We start from the raw sequence: 18,895 nt of genomic DNA, 5'->3' as shown, positions 1-18,895 counted from the left end.
CTAATCCGGCTGGCCCTCGGCGTGTCAGGCGTGGAGCGTAAAACACCCGGTCCGAGAACATGAGGCGGCTGGAATCGACGCGAACTGTGCTATAGTTCGGCAGCCACAGGGTGCGGTTATCCCGGGATCATCTGAGCCTTCCTAATTTCGGGATTTGCATCGGGGCGGTAGCGAACTATCCGACAGAGTCCGACGAATAAGATCTCATCGAGAGCCTGATGGAAATTAAAGAATGGCTGCATGTATGGCAGTTTGAACATCATCCCTTCGTAATCTTCGACGCAGACCGCGATCCTTATCTGCAGGCGGCCATGATAGAGAACACGTCGTTGCGGTCGGCGTTGCTGAACCTGGACAAGCCTAGTCCGTACGTCATTTTTGCGATCCGAGGAGCCGGAAAATCCTCCATGCGGATCGACACCGAGCGCTATCTGAGACAGTATCAGGACAAGGTGCTGGTAGTCAGATACGTAGAATTCAACGAACTGCTCAGCGAAGTCACCAAGGTGAGGAAGCTTCCGGCCGAGTATTCTCCGAGGAAACCGGGTTTGGCGAAGCTATTTCGGAGAAGAAAGGAAGAGGTACTCATCCGCGAGAGCAAGATCACCCTCGACGATCATCTGGATTACCTTCTCAAATTGGGAATAGAGGAGCTGTACCGCAATATTACCGAGGCTCAGAAGGAAGACATGCTCAAGGACAACCGGGAGTTCGCGGAAAAATTCATATTGCTTACGGCACTTTATTTCTCCCCCAATGATCTGTCGAACAAGATCTCCGCGCTTCGGAAACTGATCAGTATTGCCGGTTACAAGAAGCGGAACAGCTTTTTCTCCAATAAGCAGGCAAAGCTTTTGGCCGGAGAGATTTATCGGAATATCCGCGGCGTTCCGGTTTCGGTGGAGAACATGTTCAAGATCATCCAGGAAATCGGACCTGGTCTGTTCGAGTTCCACGGTATTCCGAGGATGACGGAGAACCGGTTCACGCTGCTCAAGAGCTACATGGATCTAGTCCAATACTTCGGGCTGTCCGGCGTTTATCTGTTGGTCGATCGCGTGGACGAGCCCACCAGCATCAAGGGCGATCCGGAAAAGATGCGCGAGCTGGTAACGCCTATTCTCGACGATCAGCTGTTCCAGATCGATCATCTTGGCATCATTCTGTTCCTGCCGTACGAATTGCACGATCTCAAGAAGTATTATCGGAGCGATCGAATCAAGACCATTTCGTCGATCAATTGGTCGGCCGACAATATGATCCGGCTGATCGAGAAGCGCATGAACGTTTCCCGGAAACCGGGAAGTGCGCCGATCAAACTGGCGGATCTGTTCGAGGAAGAGGGAGAAAGCAAAGCTCAATTCATCGTACGCCAGTTGACGCCGCGGAATGCCTTTCGATTGCTGAGCATCATCGTCGAAGAACACTGCCAGACCGTGGTGTACGGGCCTAAAATTTCGACCGAGGTGTACGAGTCGGCTGTGCAAAGATATCTTATTGAAAAAGAAGGATATTAGTTTTTGCAGTCCGGTGAGTGGCGAAAACTCTTCAACCCCGAGAGATAACCCGCAATTTCACTTGCCGAGCCCATGGCTTGCCCGTATCACATGGAAGTGTTCGATAAGCTTCCATTTCAAGCGGGATGAAGAGCTATGTCGAATCCCCATCGATTGCTTCCGTGCGATAACGATAGATCCTGATCGAGTCGGACCAGTAATCCTTGGGGAGACCGGCTTTCAATTTCAGATGCTGCAAGAATGCCCGAGGATTCGGCAGTGATTCCCAAACCGAGGGCAGAAAAGTTCCGCGCCTGAGCCCTTCTTCCAAGATCAAGCCATCCTCGCCCGCCGCCAATTGTTGTAGCAAATCGTCCTCAGACGTGAACGACACCGGCTCCGCCGGCGTCAGCAACGATAGATGGATATCAAGCCGCTCGATGTCCCACTGTCTGACCGGCGGGAACCGAGGATCCCTAAATGCGGCGGCGTAAGCGTTATGAGCGATGTCTTCGGCTAAAGAGCGAATGGCTTCAAGCGTGCCGATGCATCCGCAGAGTTTGCCTAGTATTTCGAGCGTCACGAACGTAGCTCTCATGGTGATGAGCTCAGGTGCTAGCGTTTGCTGTTCGACGGGAATCGGTCGTCCGTGGACCGAGCCGTACTCGATTGATCGTTTCGCAAGCGCGAGCAGAAACCGGCGGTGCGTTGAGTTCAAGAAACCGTTTGTGTTACGCAAAGACATAGCTCCCATAGCCGACTACTCGATCTTTCGGGCCAGCCGTATCGCCGGAACTGCGTAAGTCCAGCGTTCGGGCTGTTAGACCCTTCTCGCGGGCGAAGTAGAGTAAGCCGTTGACGGCTATCCGTCCACAAGCCGATTCATGACCGATATCCTCCGGCCGAAGCCTTTCGATGGCGACGGATGTGGCCTGATCTATTCGCTTGGCCGTGGCATAGTCATGGTAATGGCTTAAATCCGAGCTGATCACGGTCATAGTCCCCGAATCGTCCCAAAGCCGCTCGAGTACCGCGCTGACGTCGGAAGGTGCGGCAATGCCCACGACCAAAGGAACCAGTTCGAACTGGTTCAAGACCGCCTGCAGAAAAGGCATATGAACTTCAAGGCTATGCTCGAGCAAGTGTGCCTCATCGAGCCTTTTGACGAATGGTAAATCGAGAATCTTTTCGATGGCGGCGCAGTCTATAGGGATGTTGCCCAGGGGAGTGGCGAAGCTGTCCGCATGACTGACGGCGATGCCGTGAAAGCCGATTCTATGAGAAGGGCCGATTAAGACAACGCGACGAATAACATCCCTGCCTTGTTTGATCAGGGCATAGGCGCTGGCGGCTATGGGGCCCGAATAAATGTACCCGGCGTGAGGTGCGATAATGGCCTTCGGCAGCGGCCCGGCTGTGTTTGCATCCAGCAGAAAATCCCGAACCATAGCGCGAAGCCGATGTTCGTCATCCGGGTAGAAAAGCCCCGCGACGGCAGGTTGGCGTATGTTCTTCATTGCAAAGTCCTCTGTGGGATCGACGCCGGCCGTCGGCAAAACGTCGACAGGCGCCCGATGGGTCATATTTTACAAATGCGATTTTATTTGACGAATGGGGTGTAGATCATGAATCGGACCATCGAAACGGCGCAGGGTTTTCCTACGCGCTACTGGCGTACGCTGGAGGACGGTCGTGTGGAATGCACGATGTGTCCCCGGTTTTGCAAGTTGCATGAAGGACAGCGGGGGTTGTGTTTCGTTCGCGGCAATGTGGACGGCAAGATCGTATTGTTGTCCTACGGGCGCTCTAGCGGCTTCTGCATCGACCCTATAGAGAAAAAACCGCTGAATCATTTTCTTCCCGGTACGCCGGTCTTTTCGTTCGGCACGGCCGGATGCAATCTCGCGTGCAAGTTTTGCCAGAACTGGGATATCAGCAAGTCTCGCGAGATGGATTCACTGATGGATCAGGCTTCCCCCGAAGCCATTGCGCTGGCGGCAAAAGATCTGGGTTGTCGCAGCGTCGCTTACACCTACAACGATCCCGTTGTCTTTCATGAATACGCCGTGGACGTTGCCAAGGAATGCCGAAAGCATGGCGTCAAATCGGTCGCGGTATCGGCCGGTTATATGTGCGCCGAGCCGCGCGCCGAGTTTTACAGCGTGATGGACGCGGCCAATATCGATTTGAAGGCGTTCACCGACGAGTTTTACCGCAAGATCTGCGGCGGCCATTTGCAACCGGTATTGGAAACGCTGCAATACATCAAGCACGAAACGTCCGTGTGGCTGGAAATAACGACCTTGCTGATTCCCGGCGAGAATGACTCGGATCATGAGTTGGAGGCATTGACTCAATGGGTAGCCGACAAGTTGGGACCGGACGTGCCTCTCCATTTTTCGGCCTTTCATCCCGACTGGAAGATGATGGATAAGCGTTCTACTCCGAGGGACACTTTGGTTCGGGCCCGGCGCATCGCCATGAAAAACGGTCTTAGATACGTTTATGTCGGAAACGTTCACGATAAAGCGGCTGACAGCACTTATTGCCATCACTGCGGCCAGTTGCTCATTGGCCGCGACTGGTATGAACTGTCGGAATGGAATTTGACGCCGCAAGGCGCTTGCAATGCATGCAACACGCCTTGCGCCGGCGTGTTCGAAGAAAGCCCCGGAGACTGGGGCGGCAGGCGCGTGCCGGTCAGCACGTGCCGCCGGGCGGCAACGCACCACTAAGGCGTTGCTTGAAGATTGATCGGAGGATGCCGTTACGAGCCGCTGATCGATGATCAGGGACAGATCACCGTGTTTCGTGGAGGCTCATCATCGTTCGTGCGCGGATAGTCCAGCGTAAAATGGAGTCCTCGGCTCTCTTTGCGCACTAAGGCCGAGCGGATGATCAGTTCGGCTACGATGACCAGATTGCGCAACTCCAATAAATCGCTGGTGACCCTGAAATTGCCGTAATATTCGGCGATTTCCTGCTTTAACAGCTCGACACGGCGCAACGCCCTCTGCAGGCGCTTGTTGGTTCTGACGATGCCTACGTAATCCCACATAAAACGTCGGATTTCGTCCCAGTTATGGGCGACGACGACTTCCTCGTCGGAGTCCGTGACCTGGGATTCGTCCCATTCGGGCAAGTCCGGAGGCGGAGGGATCTCGGGCAGGGCCCTGATAATATCCTCTGCCGCCAGCTTGGCGAAGGCCAGACATTCGAGCAAGGAATTGCTGGCCATGCGGTTGGCTCCGTGGAGACCGGTACAGGCTGTTTCTCCGACGGCGTAAAGGCCGGGCACGTCGGTGCGCGCGTGGCGGTCGGTTTGCACGCCTCCGCAGGTGTAATGAGCGGCCGGGACGACCGGTATCGCTTGCGATGTAATATCGATATTGAGCTCTAGGCACCGCGCGTAAATGGTCGGGAAATGGCTTTTGATGAAATCGGAGGGTTTGTGGCTGATGTCCAGGTAAACGCAGTCGACGCCCAGGCGCTTCATTTCGTGATCGATGGCGCGCGCGACGATATCGCGGGGAGCCAGTTCCTCTCTGGAATCGAATCGGTGCATAAAGGGCGAGCCGTCCGGCAGCACCAGTTTTCCGCCTTCTCCGCGAACCGCTTCCGAAATCAGGAACGAGCGGGCATGTGGGTGGTAAAGGCAGGTCGGATGGAATTGAATGAATTCCATATTGGCGATGCATGCGCCGGCGCGCCAGGCCATGGCAATGCCATCCCCGGTGGCGATGTCGGGGTTGCTGGTATATAGATAAACTTTGCTGGCGCCACCGGTCGCCAAAACGACGACTCGGGCCCGGAGCGTTTTTACTTTATTGTCGTGGGTATCGAGCACATAGGCGCCCAGCACGCGGTTCCCGTCACGGCCGACCTTTTTCTCGGTTATCAGATCGATCGCGTTATGGTATTCGAATAAATCGATATTAGGATGGTTGCGGACATGTTGCGCCAGCGAGATTTCGACAGCCCGTCCCGTGGCATCGGCTGCATGGACAACGCGGCGATGGGTATGTCCGCCTTCCCGGGTAAGATGAAGGTGGTGGCCGCCGTTTTCCGCGTCCGCTGCAGTGAACGGAACACCTCGTTCCAGCAGCCAGTCGATGCATTCTTTGCCTTGCGAAACGACGAGCCGCACGATATCCGGATCGCAAAGCCCGGCGCCCGCGTTCAGTGTGTCCTGTATGTGAGACTCGATCGTGTCGTCGGCATCCAGCACGGCGGATATGCCGCCCTGGGCGTAAAGCGTGTTGGTTTCGGTCAAGGCGGTTTTGGACAGGACGGCGACACGCGCGTGATCGGCGATGCGTAGCGCCAAGCTTAAACCGGCTGCGCCGCTGCCGATGATCAAAACGTCGTGAACTGAGGATGGCATGAAGTGAGTGTGTCGTGGTGGTTCCGCCATCCTACTGTAAAAGTATCATGTCTAAAACAGGTGGCGTTGAATTAGCCATGGGAGTGGCAGCCTAAAGTAGAATCTCGATTCGGTGCTGATGAGTCGTCAAAAGTGTGGGTCGTGGCGGATACGGCGAAATACGCATTGAATGGCGCTTGCGAAACTACGATAATTCTTCCTGTAGAATCAAGCTAATGCAATTGTGCAGCAGTCTTTGACAGTGTTTTCTGTCAAGCCACGTATCTCACTCTTAATGAAGCTCTCAAATAAGCCGTGTTTTTCATTCGCTCGCCGTATTCAAATAAGAGCCCAGATCTTTTGGTCGTGCGTGTGCGCCGTTAAATAGGGAAAAAGGTTTCCCGCAATGGGCGAGCAACTCGATGAGGAATTAGTCCGGAGGGTACAGCGAGGCGATAAAACGGCATTCGACATTCTCGTTCGAAAATACCAGTACAAAATCGCGCAGCTGATCAACCGCTATATCAAGGACCCGCACGAGGCCCTGGACGTCGCTCAGGAGTCCTTCATAAAGGCCTATCGGGCGTTGCCGAGCTTTCGCGGCGAGAGCGCTTTTTACACATGGCTGTACCGGATCGCGATCAATACGGCAAAGAATCACATTGCGATGCGCGCACGCCGCCCTTCGGAGGACGAGATCGAAATCGAGGAGGCGGAACAATTCGAGTCCGCCGTACGTCTAAAGGATCAAGAAACCCCTGAGGGAGTAGTGTTAAGTGAGGAACTCGCTCGGGTAATCCAATTTGCGCTAGACGAGCTGCCCGAAGAACTTCGTACGGCGATAAGCTTGCGAGAGTTCGATGGCTTAAGCTACGACGAAATCGCTCAGGTAATGAATTGTCCGGTGGGGACCGTGCGTTCACGCATTTTTCGTGCGCGCGAAGCCATCGATAAGAAATTAAAAGTTTTACTCGGTTAGGGGGCAAGTCCATGTCGGATGATGATCTGAGACAAAAGCTGTCATTACTGTTAGACGGAGAATTGAGTGAGAGCGATTCGCTGGCATTGATGGCTCGTATAGAGAGCGACGCCACGCTTCGAAGGCAATGGCATCGTTACCGTCTGGTCAGCGAGGTGATGCGGTCGGGAAAGGTCCTGCCCGTCGATGATCGCTTCGTGGATCAGGTTCGGGCTACTATAGCGAACGAACCGGCGATTCTTGCGCCAAGACCGGAGAAACACCGCTATCGTGAAAAAGCGGTAACGGCCGCATTAGCGGCCTCTTTGGCGGTGGTTGCGGTTTTGGTCGGGAAGTCCGTAAAGGATTATTCTCCGGTGCCTGGTCCGGAGGTGTTGGCGCAAACCGAGTTGGTCGATCCCGATGAGGTTCGTTCAGCGCTTGATCCCCAGTTCCAGGATTATCTGGTTACGCATTACGAAACGGCTTATTTGGCAGGCGCTCCAGGTCTGTTGCCCTATGCTCGCCTGGTGACCTACGATTCTTCTCGCTAAGTTCGAATTGATGGTTTCACTTTTTGCGCTCTCTGTGGACATGCTCCGCATACGCCGAGTTTTGGCATGGCAGATTTGTCTAATGATGTTTGCAGCCGAAGCTTTGGGCGGAACCGGCGAACCTCGCCATGGTGATGCCGTCCGTTGGCTAATGGATATGCGTCAAGCCGTGACTCAGTTGAATTATCGGGGAGTAGTGGCTTATCTCAAAGATAAACACGTCGAGAGCTTTCAGCTAGTTCATGCGTTTACAGGGGGTACGGAGCACGAACGGTTGGTGTCGATGAACACTCCCTTGCGGGAAGTCGTCCGAAATGCAGAAAAAGTGTCTTGCTACTTTCCCGACACCAAAACGGTCTTTGTCGAAAATAAACCGCCAAGACGTTCGGTTTTGCTGGAGTTGCCAGAGGACTTGAAACAACTTTCACGACATTACGATTTTAAGCTTGAGGCGCAGGAATACGTTGCGCAGCGCTTGTCACAGGTCATCAGTATTGAGCCGCGAGATGACTTTCGGTACGCTCGCCGGATTTGGGTGGATTTGGAATCCAAGTTGCCGCTCAAATTCGAGCTAATCGGCGAAAATGGCCAGGCGGTCGAGCAGATGATGTTCACGTCGCTGAGTATCGAGGAAATCATCCCGGACTCCGAACTGAATGCATCCACAAAGGTCGATGCTTTTACTTGGCAGGTTAATCGGCGTGAGGCGATGCCGCTCAGGTCGTTGAAATGGGCGCTTAGAAGCGTGCCAGATGGGTTTCAAATGATTTCGTATACTCGGCTGATTCGTACGCCGACAGAGCATCCGGTAGAACATATCTTGTTGAGTGACGGTTTTTCTTCTGTTTCAATTTACATTGATGAGTTAGGAGGCGATATCGTCAAGGGACATCAGAAGAAAGTCGGTGCCATAAATGCGCATTCTCGTAAGATCGATCGCTATCTGGTCACCGTGATGGGCGAAGTTCCCGCCAAAACCGTGCAAGCCATCGCAGGGGGCGTGCATCTTCAAGTGAATGACGCCCATGATTGAGGAAGAAGCAGTCGTCTTACACACGGAAGCCGAAAAAGTTTGGGTCGAAAAGCCGCGCAAATCGGCGTGTGGCGGATGTTCGCAGCAATGCGCGTCTGGCGTGGTGGACGAGTACCTCGGGGCACCGAAAATTCGGTTACAGGTATTTTCCCCAATCGAAGTTCATGTGGGTGATCGTGTTGTGCTCGGAATTCAGGAGGACGCCCTGGTAAAGGGGTCCCTATGGGCATACTTGATTCCTTTGTTGGGCTTATTTTTTGGCGCGGTATTGGGAGACATCGTCGCGTCCTCGCTAAGACCAGCTATTTCCAGCGACGGGGCCAGCGCATTCGGAGGCGTAACTGGCCTGATTTTGTCTTTTGTCCTTTTGAAGTTCACAGGGGTTCTTTCTCGCGAAAAACTGCACCCCGTGATACTCCGTAAACTTAGCTGATATCAAATCCGCTTTTAAATCCATGCTTAGGTCCGTGAAGACTTGGGAGTTTCGTATGCTTAAAACCAGGTGGATAGCCCTCGTGCTTTGTTTCCTTCTCATAGGGCTTTCGTCTCAGGGAGTCCTTGCTCAGCTTCCCGACTTCACCGGCTTAGTCGAGAAAAACAGCGCGGCGGTCGTAAATATTAGTACCTCTCAGAAAGTGAGCGCTACTGAGCCCCAGTTGCCGGAAGGGATCGAAATACCGGAAGGAACGCCATTTGACGATTTCTTTCGTCGCTTCTTTGGCGAAGGTGGTGGCCAGCCGAGTGAGGTGAAATCTTTGGGATCGGGCTTCATCGTTTCGGACGATGGTTATGTCTTGACCAATCACCACGTTGTCAAGGATGCCGACGAAATCGTCGTGCGATTGCAAGATCGCCGAGAATTGGTGGCCAAAGTCGTCGGATCGGATAAGCGCAGCGATATCGCGTTGCTGAAGATAGAGGCTGATCATTTGCCAGTCGTAAGAATGGGGTCGGCCGATAAACTGAAAGTGGGTGAATGGGTATTGGCTATCGGTTCACCCTTCGGCTTCGATCATTCGGTGACGGCGGGCATCGTCAGCGCCAAGGGCCGAAGTCTCCCGAGCGATAACTATGTGCCTTTCATTCAGACCGACGTGGCCATCAATCCGGGCAACTCCGGTGGCCCTTTGTTCAATCTCGAGGGCGAGGTGGTCGGCGTCAACTCTCAGATTTACAGCCGTACCGGCGGCTTCATGGGATTGTCGTTCGCTATTCCGATCGAAGTCGCCATGCAGGTGGTCGAACAATTGAAATCGCAGGGCCATGTGTCGCGGGGCTGGCTGGGCGTGCAGGTACAGGACGTCACGCGCGAGTTGGCCGAATCTTTCGGGATGAAGAAGCCGCAGGGAGCTCTGGTATCTAGAGTATTGTCGAAGAGTCCAGCCGAGGCGGGAGGCATCCAGGTCGGTGACGTCATTATCGAGTTCAACGGACAGGAGGTCGTTGGTTCGTCGTCGCTACCGCCAATGGTAGGTATGACCAAAGTGGGGGAAACGGCAGCGGTCAAAATCATCCGTCAAGGTTCGACCCGTGATGTAAAGATCAAAATTGGCACCTTGCCCGAGGATGAGGGAGTGCTCTTGGGGGCCGAGGAGGCTCCGGGGGCTCAGACGTTCGACCGTTTGGGGCTTAGCGTATCCAATTTGACGGTGGAGCAGCGAGAACAATTGGAAGTTCCGCGGCATGGCGTGCTGGTACAAGCGGTCAACCCGGGGCCCGCCTACGATGCGGGTATACGCCGTGGCGATGTGATTCTTCGTATTCAGGACCAAGTCGTCAAAGACGTAAACCATTTCAATGAGGTTGTGAAGGAGTTGCCAAAAGGCAAATCGCTTGCGGTGCTGGTCCAGCGACGCGGCGGCTCATTGTTCCTGGCCTTGAAGCTCAAGGATTGAGGCCGTGGCTGATCAGCAGCATATTCGTAACTTTTCCATCATCGCTCATATCGACCATGGCAAGTCGACCTTGGCAGACCGATTCATCCAGACTTGCGGAGGACTTAGCGATCGCGAGATGCTCAACCAGGTGCTCGACTCGATGGACATCGAGCGGGAACGCGGCATCACCATCAAGGCTCAAAGCGTAACGCTCAACTATAAGGCCAAGGATGGCGAGACCTACCAGCTCAACTTGATCGATACGCCCGGTCATGTGGACTTCTCCTACGAAGTGTCCCGATCATTGGCGGCCTGCGAAGGCGCCCTGCTCGTGGTCGACGCAGCGCAGGGGGTGGAGGCGCAAAGCGTAGCGAACTGCTATACGGCGATCGAGCAGGGCCTGGAAGTCATTCCCGTGCTGAACAAGATCGACTTGCCGTCGGCCGAACCCGAGCGGGTTTGCAAGGAGATCGAGGAGATTATCGGGTTGCCGGCCGACGAAGCCTTGAAAATCAGCGCGAAAACCGGCCTCGGTGTCAATGATCTTCTTGAACAGCTGGTAAGCAAGGTGCCTCCGCCCAAGGGAGATCCCGAGGGGCCTTTGCAAGCGCTGATCATCGACTCCTGGTTCGACAACTATCTGGGAGTCGTTTCGCTGGTGCGAGTGGTTAACGGTTCCATCTCCCGGAAACAGAAGATCCTCATCATGTCCACCGGAAAGAGCCACTTGGTGGAAAAGCTGGGCGTCTTTACCCCAAAGTCCTTCGATAAGGAGACACTCCAAACCGGCGAGGTAGGGTTCGTTGTGGCCGGTATCAAGGATATTTTCGGTGCGCCGGTGGGCGACACGATCACCGCGGCCGATCGCCCTTGCCAGGCCCCGCTGCCGGGGTTCCAGCAAGTCCAGCCGAGAGTGTTCGCAGGGCTCTATCCTGTTGAATCCGACGATTACGAGAATCTTCGGGAGGCGCTGAACAAGCTGCATCTTAACGATGCCGCGCTGCAGTACGAGCCGGAAACGTCGCAGGCTTTAGGGTTCGGTTTTCGGTGCGGGTTTCTCGGCATGCTGCACATGGAGATCATCCAGGAGCGGCTGGAGCGAGAGTATGATCTCGATTTGATCACGACAGCGCCGACCGTCGTTTACGAGGTGCTCAAAACGGACGACGAGACGATTCTGATCGACAACCCGTCCAAGCTGCCCCCGCCCAACGAAATCGTAGAAATCCGCGAACCGATCATCGAAGCCAATATTCTGGTGCCGCAGGATTATTTGGGCGCGGTGATGACGCTTTGCGTCGAAAAGCGCGGCATACAGAAAAAGATGCAGTACATGGGCGGGCAGGTATCGCTCAGCTTCGAATTGCCTTTGAGCGAGATCGTATTGGACTTCTTCGATCGTCTGAAGTCGGTCAGCCGCGGATTCGCTTCGTTCGATTACGAATTCAGGCGCTTTCAGGCGGCGCCGCTGGTCAAACTGGACATTCTCATCAACGGAGAGCGTGTGGATGCGCTGTCTTTGATCGTGCATCGGGATATCAGTCAAACTCGGGGGCGAGATCTCGTGGAGCGAATGAAGGATCTTATTCCGAGACAAATGTTCGAAGTCGCCATTCAAGCCGCTATTGGTTCGAAGATCATCGCTCGGTCCACAGTCAAGGCGATGCGCAAGAACGTGCTGGCCAAGTGTTACGGCGGTGATATTACCCGTAAGAAGAAGCTGCTGGAAAAGCAGAAAGCCGGTAAAAAAAGAATGAAGCAGGTAGGGAAGATCGACATTCCGCAGGAAGCGTTTTTGGCGGTTTTGCGCGTAAACAAAGATACCTAGTACCGAAAAACAACAAAAGACCCAGCTTATGGATTTCGATTTTTCGTTTTTTTTGGTCATGGCTACCGCCCTGACCGGGATCATTTGGGGCGGTTACGCGTTGCTGCGGCGCTTTCAGCCGGCTACGGCTTCGGCGAAAGAGCCGATTATCGTGGAATATGCTCGTTCGTTTTTTCCGATCGTTCTGATCGTACTTTTGCTGCGATCGTTCTTGGTGGAGCCATTCCGTATCCCTTCGGGTTCCATGATGCCGACTCTGCTCATCGGCGATTTCATTCTCGTCAATAAATACACCTACGGTATTCGTCTTCCGGTTTTGAACACGAAGATCGTCGAGATGGGCGAGCCTGAGCGGGGCGATATCGTGGTATTCCGTTTTCCGAAAGACCCGAAGGTGGATTACATCAAGCGGGTTATCGGTTTGCCTGGCGACCGCATCGCGTATTACAACAAACAGCTTTACGTAAACGGAGAAGCCATCAAGCAAACAGCCATCGCCGAATATCAAGGCGTGGGGCAGGGCAGCGTCATGAACGGTGCGCGCCTTTTAAGCGAAGACTTGAAAGGGGTTAATCACGACATCCTGATTCGAGAAGGCCAACCTTCGGTGCAGGGGGAATTTACGGTACCCGAAGGTCAGTATTTCGTCATGGGCGATAATCGCGACAACAGCAACGATAGCCGGTACTGGGGTACCGTGCCGGAAAGCCATTTAGTCGGAAAAGCGTTTTTCATTTGGATGAGTTGGGACTGGGAGAACGGCGGCATCGCATTTGATCGTCTCGGTACTATATTGAATTAGTGGTTCTAGTACCGAAACTATCCGAAAACTCCCGGAGTACGCGAAAATGGCTAATGTCCCTTCCCGGCAGAGCGGTCTGACGCTTATCGGCTTTTTGTTCGTTCTATTCTTAATCGGTTTTTTCTCCTTGCTTGTACTCAAGATCGGCCCGGTGTATCTGGAGCACTATAAGATCGTGTCGTCGCTTGAATCGCTCAAGAAAGATAACGATCTCGCTTCGAAAACCAGAGACGAAATCTTGACTCTCCTGCAGAAACGCTGGGAGATCAACATGGTCGAACGGGTATCGACCAAAGATGTGAAGATCATTAAGGAGGGATCTTATCTAAAGATTGAAATAGCTTATGACGTCGCCGAGCATCTTTTTGGAAACGTGGATGCTTTGCTGCACTTTAACGATCTTATCGAGGTCGGATCGAATTGATGAAGAGCGTTTCTAGTTACTGCTTTCTGTGTGCTTGCCATCCGCGTCAAATGACGCGGACCCGCATAAATCGGTCGTTTCTCCGAGCTGTCACTCACTCGGACAGGTCGTCATGTGCTTAACTCGTATTCCGCCGGTGGACTCGTGATATTGGAACCGGAAAAGATCGCAAAAAAACTGGGCTTGCATTTCAAGAACCCCGCCTTGGTCAAGAGAGCCTTGACTCATCGGAGTGCTGAGAGCGAGAACAATGAGCGGCTCGAATTTTTGGGCGACTCCGTGCTCGGGTTTGTGATCGCGGAAAGGCTTTATGACAAGTTCGCGGAGGCGGACGAAGGCGTTCTCAGCCGGTTGCGCGCGACTCTCGTGAATCAAAGCTCTTTAGCGGAATTGGCGCGTAAATTAAATCTGGGGGATTACTTAGTTCTGGGGTCGGGCGAATTGAAGAGCGGCGGATATCGGCGCGACTCGATCTTGTCCGACGCGCTGGAGGCCGTCATTGGCGCTCTGCTTATCGATCAAGGGATGGATGCCTGTCGGGAGTGGATTTTAAACCTCTTTGCCGAGCCGATAGACCGTCTTTCGCTGCGGGATTGGAAAAAGGATCCGAAGACCCGATTACAAGAATTGATGCAAGCGCGAGGACTTGAGTTGCCTACCTATACCCTCAAAACGGTCATCGGTCAGCCGCACGACCAGAGCTTTTGCGTGGAGTGCCGCGTGTCGCTGATCCCGGTTTCCTGCGAGGGCGTAGGGCCTTCCCGGAAAAAGGCCGAACAACAAGCGGCAGAAAAGATGCTGACTGCGCTGGCGGAAAAACTGGGGCTCAAACCATGAAAGCGGGCTTTGTCGCGCTCGTGGGGCGCCCGAACGTCGGTAAATCTACCCTCCTCAATCATCTGGTCGGACAAAAAATCAGCATCACGTCCCGCCGGCCGCAGACGACGCGGCATCGGATTTGCGGCATCAAGACCACCAGAGACGAACAGATCGTTTTTGTCGATACTCCGGGCATTCATGCCAGCCAAAAGCGGGCGATGAATCGCTATCTTAACCGCGCAGCGGTCTCCGCTCTGCTTGACGTCGATGTGATTGTCTGGCTCATCGACAGACCGATGTGGCTTCCCGAAGACGAGCTGGTCCTGGAGAGGATCAAGTCGGCAGGGGTGCCGGTCATCTTGGTCATCAATAAAGTCGACAGGCTCGAGGATAAGGCGTTTTTGTTGCCTTTTCTGGAAGAGGCGGCGGCTCGCCACTCGTTTGCCGATTTGGTTCCGGTTTCCGCCTTAAAGGGCACGAATCTGGACGTTTTGGAGCGGAAGATCATCGAACTCTTGCCGGAGGGCGAACCGATTTATCCGGAAGATCAAATCACCGACAAGCCGGAGCGTTTTTTTGCCGCCGAAGTCATTCGGGAAAAATTGCTTCGTTCGCTGTCCCAGGAGGTGCCTCATGCGCTGACGGTGGAGATCGAGCAATTCAAGCTCGAGGGCGGATTGACGCGAATCAGTGCGGTGATTTGGGTCGAGCGCGAGGGTCAGAAGGCAATCATCATCGGCCGCAGCGGCGAAGTGCTCAAGAAGGTCGGCGAGCGGGCGCGGCATGAACTGGAACGTTTGCTCGATTGCAAGGTTTACCTGGAGCTTTGGGTTAAGGTCAAGAAAGGTTGGTCGGATGACGAGCGTGCTTTGCACAGCCTCGGCTACAGCGAATGACGCGAGCAAGGGTGCTTCTCGGGACTTCCAAGGCCGCATCTCGCTGCAGAACGGATTCGTCCTTCACAGTAGACCTTATCGCGAATCAAGCCTTCTTCTCGACGTATTTACATTGGATTTCGGTCGCCTTCGCCTGCTGGCAAAAGGTGCGCGCAAGAGCAAAAGAGGATTGCATTCTCTACTTCAGCCGTTCGTTCAATTGCGTCTTTCCTGGGCGGGAAAAGGCGATCTACCAGTCTTGACGGCTGCGGAATCCATCGGAGGAACCAGCATCAAGTTGAGCGGGCCCAAGCTGTTCTGCGGATTTTATGTGAACGAGTTGCTTCTCAATTTTCTCCCTTCCCGCGATCCTCATCCGGAAGTATTCGATCTATATCGGAATACCTTGGATCAACTCGCAGCAGATGACGGCATGGAACGGATTCTAAGATTGTTCGAAGTCTCTCTGCTGGGCGAGATGGGTTACGGTATGGCCTTTGATCGGGAGGCAACGTCCGGGCAACCGATCGATCCGGCAAAAAGATATGTGTACAGAATCGAGGAAGGTCCGGTAGAGAACGACGAAAGGACTGCGGATTCGGTCGGAGGTGCCACCTTGCTTGCATTGGAGCGGAAGACGCTGAACGATCCGGATGAACTTCAAGAGGCGAAGCATCTGATGCGACGAGTAATCAATTATTATCTCAACGGAAAATCTCTTAAAAGCCGGGACTTTTTCAAGCAAGTCACAAAAAGCAGACCATGATGACGACCTCTCGCGCTATCTTACTCGGCGTAAACATCGATCATATCGCCACCATTCGACAGGCCCGGCGTACCAAATACCCCGAAGTGATCCAGGCGGCCTTGCTCGCGGAGCAAGCTGGCGCCGACGGTATTACCGCTCATCTTCGCGAGGATCGCCGGCATATTCAGGACAGAGACATCGGATTGTTGCGAGAGATGATCGAGACCCGTCTAAACCTGGAAATGGCGGTAACCGATGAGATGGTCGCTATCGCAAAAACCGTGCGGCCACAAGCGTGCTGCCTGGTTCCGGAGCGACGCGAAGAATTGACCACGGAGGGTGGTCTGGATGTGTCCGGAAATTTCGAACGAATTCATGCCGCTTGCGAAACGCTGGGCGAAGCCGGGGTGGAGGTCTCCCTGTTCATCGACGCCGATTTTCGGCAGATCGAAGCGGCAGCGAAAACCGGTGCTCCCGTGATCGAATTACATACCGGCCACTATGCCGATGCCGCTTCGAACAAGGAAAGTAAAGATGAGTTTCACCGCTTGGCACGGGCGGCAGAGTATGCATCCGGAATCGGCCTCAGAGTGAATGCGGGGCATGGATTGAATTATCACAACGTAGGGGAAATTTGCCGCATTCCCCAGGTCGAGGAGCTCAATATCGGGCATTCCATCGTGGCGAGGGCGCTGTTCGTCGGGCTGGAGCGAGCGGTGAGCGAGATGAAGCGGGCGATGGCGTCGTCGCGCTTATCAATTGACCCATAGGGCTTATTCTGCCATAGTTGAACAGCTATCGAATCGAACAACTGGTCCGCTTTCTCGCATTCCGTCGTAATCGAGATGGCGCGTGGTGTAGAGAATGCTCGGGGCCCAAATCAAATATAACGATGGTTCGCGATAGCTGGGGCAGCATAGCGGAGGAGATGGGGTGTACGAAAGATATCAGAGCGAGTCGACGACTGCGCCAGCATTGCGCGCCGGGACTACGGTTCGGTATCCAGTGTCGGCCGCTTGGTGGCGAGCTCCGCAAGTGCTTGTCGCCTTGCTTGCGGTTTGTCTCTGTTCGTTGGTCATTCTCTATTATTTATCGACGCGTCTTGAAACCACGGTAGCCGGTCCAACGGAAGGTCACGCCCGGATCAAGGCGATCAACCAGCAAATGGAAGCGCTGCAACGCAAGTTCGGCATTCTCTTGGCCGAATCGGTCGAAATGAGACTTAAAACCCTTCAGAAGAACATTGAGGCGGGAGCGGTCAGTTCCGCGGATCTCGAGGCCTTTGAGCAATTAAAGAGCGATCTGGTGCTGTTGGAAGGTTATGCCGAAGCCGGCGGAGCCAATGCGTTCGACAACACCGAGATCGAGCATTCCCGTTTCCGGCGGTTACCCGGTTCGGGAGTAGTCCGTAACGAAGAGCTTATGGATGAGGTTTTGCAGGTAAAGAACCTGCTTTACTTTTGTGCCGCCAGTCTCGCAACGACCACTGTTCTCATCAGTGGCTATTGGTTGAGACAGCGGAGTCGGGCGTATCGCCTCCACTCGGGAATGACCGCTGTTCCGATGCTGGCAAAGAAGCCCGGCGATTGATGCCTGGTCTGGACCTCAGGAATATTTAGGTATTCGACGAGTCACGATTCTCGTGATGCCCCTTTTTGACATGCTCGGCTTCGATCCGGTTTTTTCCCATCCCCTTGGCGCGATACATTGCAGAGTCGGCCCGCCTGATGAAGGAATCCGCCGATTCGTTTGACACGTACACGGTGATGCCGGCGGAGAAAGTCGGCAAAGCCATGGCCGTGCCGCCAATTGAAAACGTGGTTCGGTGGACCTGCGCCTGAATTTTCTTGAGCGCCCATAAAGCGCCATCCAGCTCGGTGTTGGGAAGCAGTACGATGAACTCTTCGCCGCCGAAACGGGCTACGTGGTCGTGACGGCGAAATGCAGGAAGGATTTTTTGGGCGTAAATTTTGAGAACTTCATCGCCTGCAGCGTGGCCGTAACGGTCATTGATTTCCTTGAATCCGTCGAGGTCCACCATGGCCAAGGCCAAAGGGGTGTAGTAACGTTGCACGCGTCCGATCTCATCCTCCAGCCGATTCAGGAAGGCTCGCCGATTGGAAAGCCCGGTTAATTCATCCGTAAGGCTCAGTTGGCGAACTCGTGTGAATTCCAGATCGGTCTTTCGATTATTCGTCTCCAGCAAATCGAGATAAGCTCGGATAATGTCGATTTGTTTGGCCTGATGTTGATGTTCGTTTAACAAAGCGTCGGTCTGCTTTAGAAGTCCAGATCGCGCCGTATCGGTGAGCAAAAAATTTTCGGGATGGCTCAACGCCTGAGCGATATTCTTCAGCAACTGGCCGGAATGTAGATTTGCATCATCAACTTCGTTAAGGCTTGCCGTCAACGACTTGTGGATTTCGGCCATTCCTACGCTTTGTCCTTCGCGAGGCGGCGGCGCGGGGTCCATGTTATGTGATGTCTTTTCGGAAGTCCTCACATGGATTTCTGTGGCCTTAGCCCTTTGTGCAATCACGTCCGGTTTGTCGGGCGAGGGTTCATGGTCTCCTATGATTCGATCGGAAAAGGCAAAATTGGAATGGAACAAAGAATGTTTGAGGTCTTCAACGCCTTTAATTAAGGTGTTTAATTCCGCTAAGGATAAAGACGGACTGAGCAGAGTTTGGAGAAACTCGATTCGTCGCGCGAGCCACTGGCTTCTGTCGGAAACCAACTGTTCAACATAACGGAGAAGTTGTTGAACAAGGGCGCGGTAACGGGTTTCCCTCGCGTTATGAATTTGGGTCAGCGACTCGAAACTATTTTGAATATGATCGATAAGAAGAGGTTCGGACGGGTAACGCCTTAACGCGTGCAAATTGGAGAGTATCCGTTCGAAATCGGCCGGCCGCGATTTCATGACTTATCAAGTGTTAAGGTCAAAGAAGTTAAATTCCGACACGATACTCTGAACATCGAATGCGACAAATAGCTACAGTCTAGTGTGTCCTGGCTGGAAACAAGGAGTGGCTTTCACAGTCCCGATCTAAGAAATTCCCATTGTATTTTTGTCGAAAAAGCCGCGATTCATTCTACCGGTAATCGCTTGCTAATC

The 18,895-nt window shown here is 53.7% G+C and carries 19 protein-coding genes; 15 read left to right on the top strand and 4 right to left on the bottom strand.

Annotation, left to right across the window (positions count from 1 at the left end; genetic code table 11):
* The first annotated feature begins 218 nt into the window (after positions 1-218).
* Positions 219-1,517, top strand: coding sequence for a hypothetical protein (locus tag B2A78_RS07175; RefSeq protein ID WP_077729228.1), 1,299 nt, complete (start codon positions 219-221; stop codon positions 1,515-1,517).
* A 133-nt stretch (positions 1,518-1,650) separates the two neighbouring features.
* Here the strand turns inward: B2A78_RS07175 and amrA are convergent, their stop codons facing one another.
* Positions 1,651-2,241 carry an AmmeMemoRadiSam system protein A gene (gene amrA / locus B2A78_RS07170; RefSeq protein ID WP_077729227.1) on the bottom strand — a complete coding sequence of 197 codons (591 nt, stop codon included), beginning with the start codon at positions 2,239-2,241 and terminating at the stop codon, positions 1,651-1,653.
* Complete coding sequence (gene amrB / locus B2A78_RS07165; protein WP_077729269.1) at positions 2,228-3,013, bottom strand: AmmeMemoRadiSam system protein B; 786 nt, start codon at positions 3,011-3,013, stop codon at positions 2,228-2,230. Before amrB ends, amrA begins: the two co-directional genes overlap by 14 nt.
* A 108-nt stretch (positions 3,014-3,121) precedes the next feature.
* On the opposite strand from amrB, the gene amrS reads away from it, so the two are divergent.
* Positions 3,122-4,231, top strand: coding sequence for an AmmeMemoRadiSam system radical SAM enzyme (gene amrS, locus B2A78_RS07160; RefSeq protein WP_077729226.1), 1,110 nt, complete (start codon positions 3,122-3,124; stop codon positions 4,229-4,231).
* 53 nt (positions 4,232-4,284) lie between these two features.
* Here the strand turns inward: amrS and nadB are convergent, their stop codons facing one another.
* A complete protein-coding gene (nadB, locus tag B2A78_RS07155; RefSeq protein ID WP_077729225.1) occupies positions 4,285-5,880 on the bottom strand; it encodes an L-aspartate oxidase in 1,596 nt (531 codons plus the stop codon).
* 385 nt (positions 5,881-6,265) lie between these two features.
* Here nadB and rpoE point away from each other — a divergent pair, with 385 nt between their 5' ends.
* The 13 genes from rpoE (at position 6,266) to B2A78_RS07090 (ending at position 17,367) form a co-directional block, all read left to right on the top strand.
* Entirely contained in the window at positions 6,266-6,838 is a 573-nt protein-coding gene (gene rpoE, locus B2A78_RS07150; protein ID WP_077729224.1) for an RNA polymerase sigma factor RpoE, read from the top strand.
* A gap of 11 nt (positions 6,839-6,849) precedes the next feature.
* Positions 6,850-7,371, top strand: a complete 522-nt coding sequence (locus B2A78_RS07145) for a sigma-E factor negative regulatory protein (RefSeq protein ID WP_077729223.1) — start codon at positions 6,850-6,852, stop codon at positions 7,369-7,371.
* A gap of 82 nt (positions 7,372-7,453) precedes the next feature.
* Positions 7,454-8,404, top strand: coding sequence for a MucB/RseB C-terminal domain-containing protein (locus B2A78_RS07140; RefSeq protein WP_168175370.1), 951 nt, complete (start codon positions 7,454-7,456; stop codon positions 8,402-8,404).
* The gene (locus B2A78_RS07135) at positions 8,397-8,837 is read left to right on the top strand and encodes a SoxR reducing system RseC family protein (RefSeq protein ID WP_168175369.1); all 441 of its coding nucleotides are present in this window, start codon (positions 8,397-8,399) and stop codon (positions 8,835-8,837) included. The genes B2A78_RS07140 and B2A78_RS07135 overlap by 8 nt, the downstream gene beginning before the upstream one ends.
* A 55-nt stretch (positions 8,838-8,892) precedes the next feature.
* A complete protein-coding gene (locus B2A78_RS07130; RefSeq protein WP_077729220.1) occupies positions 8,893-10,299 on the top strand; it encodes a DegQ family serine endoprotease in 1,407 nt (468 codons plus the stop codon).
* A 4-nt stretch (positions 10,300-10,303) separates the two neighbouring features.
* Entirely contained in the window at positions 10,304-12,109 is a 1,806-nt protein-coding gene (gene lepA, locus B2A78_RS07125) for a translation elongation factor 4 (RefSeq protein ID WP_077729219.1), read from the top strand.
* Between the two features lie 28 nt (positions 12,110-12,137).
* Positions 12,138-12,911 carry a signal peptidase I gene (lepB, locus tag B2A78_RS07120; protein ID WP_077729218.1) on the top strand — a complete coding sequence of 258 codons (774 nt, stop codon included), beginning with the start codon at positions 12,138-12,140 and terminating at the stop codon, positions 12,909-12,911.
* A gap of 46 nt (positions 12,912-12,957) precedes the next feature.
* Positions 12,958-13,335 carry a DUF4845 domain-containing protein gene (locus B2A78_RS07115; protein WP_077729217.1) on the top strand — a complete coding sequence of 126 codons (378 nt, stop codon included), beginning with the start codon at positions 12,958-12,960 and terminating at the stop codon, positions 13,333-13,335.
* A gap of 144 nt (positions 13,336-13,479) precedes the next feature.
* Entirely contained in the window at positions 13,480-14,172 is a 693-nt protein-coding gene (gene rnc / locus B2A78_RS07110) for a ribonuclease III (protein ID WP_077729268.1), read from the top strand.
* Positions 14,169-15,050, top strand: coding sequence for a GTPase Era (era, locus tag B2A78_RS07105; RefSeq protein WP_077729216.1), 882 nt, complete (start codon positions 14,169-14,171; stop codon positions 15,048-15,050). The genes rnc and era overlap by 4 nt, the downstream gene beginning before the upstream one ends.
* Complete coding sequence (gene recO / locus B2A78_RS07100; RefSeq protein WP_077729215.1) at positions 14,938-15,795, top strand: DNA repair protein RecO; 858 nt, start codon at positions 14,938-14,940, stop codon at positions 15,793-15,795. The genes era and recO overlap by 113 nt, the downstream gene beginning before the upstream one ends.
* Positions 15,795-16,547 carry a pyridoxine 5'-phosphate synthase gene (gene pdxJ / locus B2A78_RS07095; protein WP_077729267.1) on the top strand — a complete coding sequence of 251 codons (753 nt, stop codon included), beginning with the start codon at positions 15,795-15,797 and terminating at the stop codon, positions 16,545-16,547. The genes recO and pdxJ overlap by 1 nt, the downstream gene beginning before the upstream one ends.
* Positions 16,548-16,710: 163 nt before the next feature.
* Positions 16,711-17,367 carry a hypothetical protein gene (locus B2A78_RS07090; protein ID WP_133716826.1) on the top strand — a complete coding sequence of 219 codons (657 nt, stop codon included), beginning with the start codon at positions 16,711-16,713 and terminating at the stop codon, positions 17,365-17,367.
* 25 nt (positions 17,368-17,392) lie between these two features.
* On the opposite strand, the gene B2A78_RS07085 is transcribed toward B2A78_RS07090, so the two are convergent.
* Positions 17,393-18,658, bottom strand: a complete 1,266-nt coding sequence (locus B2A78_RS07085) for a GGDEF domain-containing protein (protein ID WP_168175368.1) — start codon at positions 18,656-18,658, stop codon at positions 17,393-17,395.
* Positions 18,659-18,895 lie beyond the last annotated feature (237 nt).

Source organism: Methylocaldum sp. 14B (assembly GCF_002005105.1).
In the GTDB taxonomy this organism is placed as follows: domain Bacteria; phylum Pseudomonadota; class Gammaproteobacteria; order Methylococcales; family Methylococcaceae; genus Methylocaldum.
This window is presented reverse-complemented; position numbering and strand designations above follow the sequence as displayed.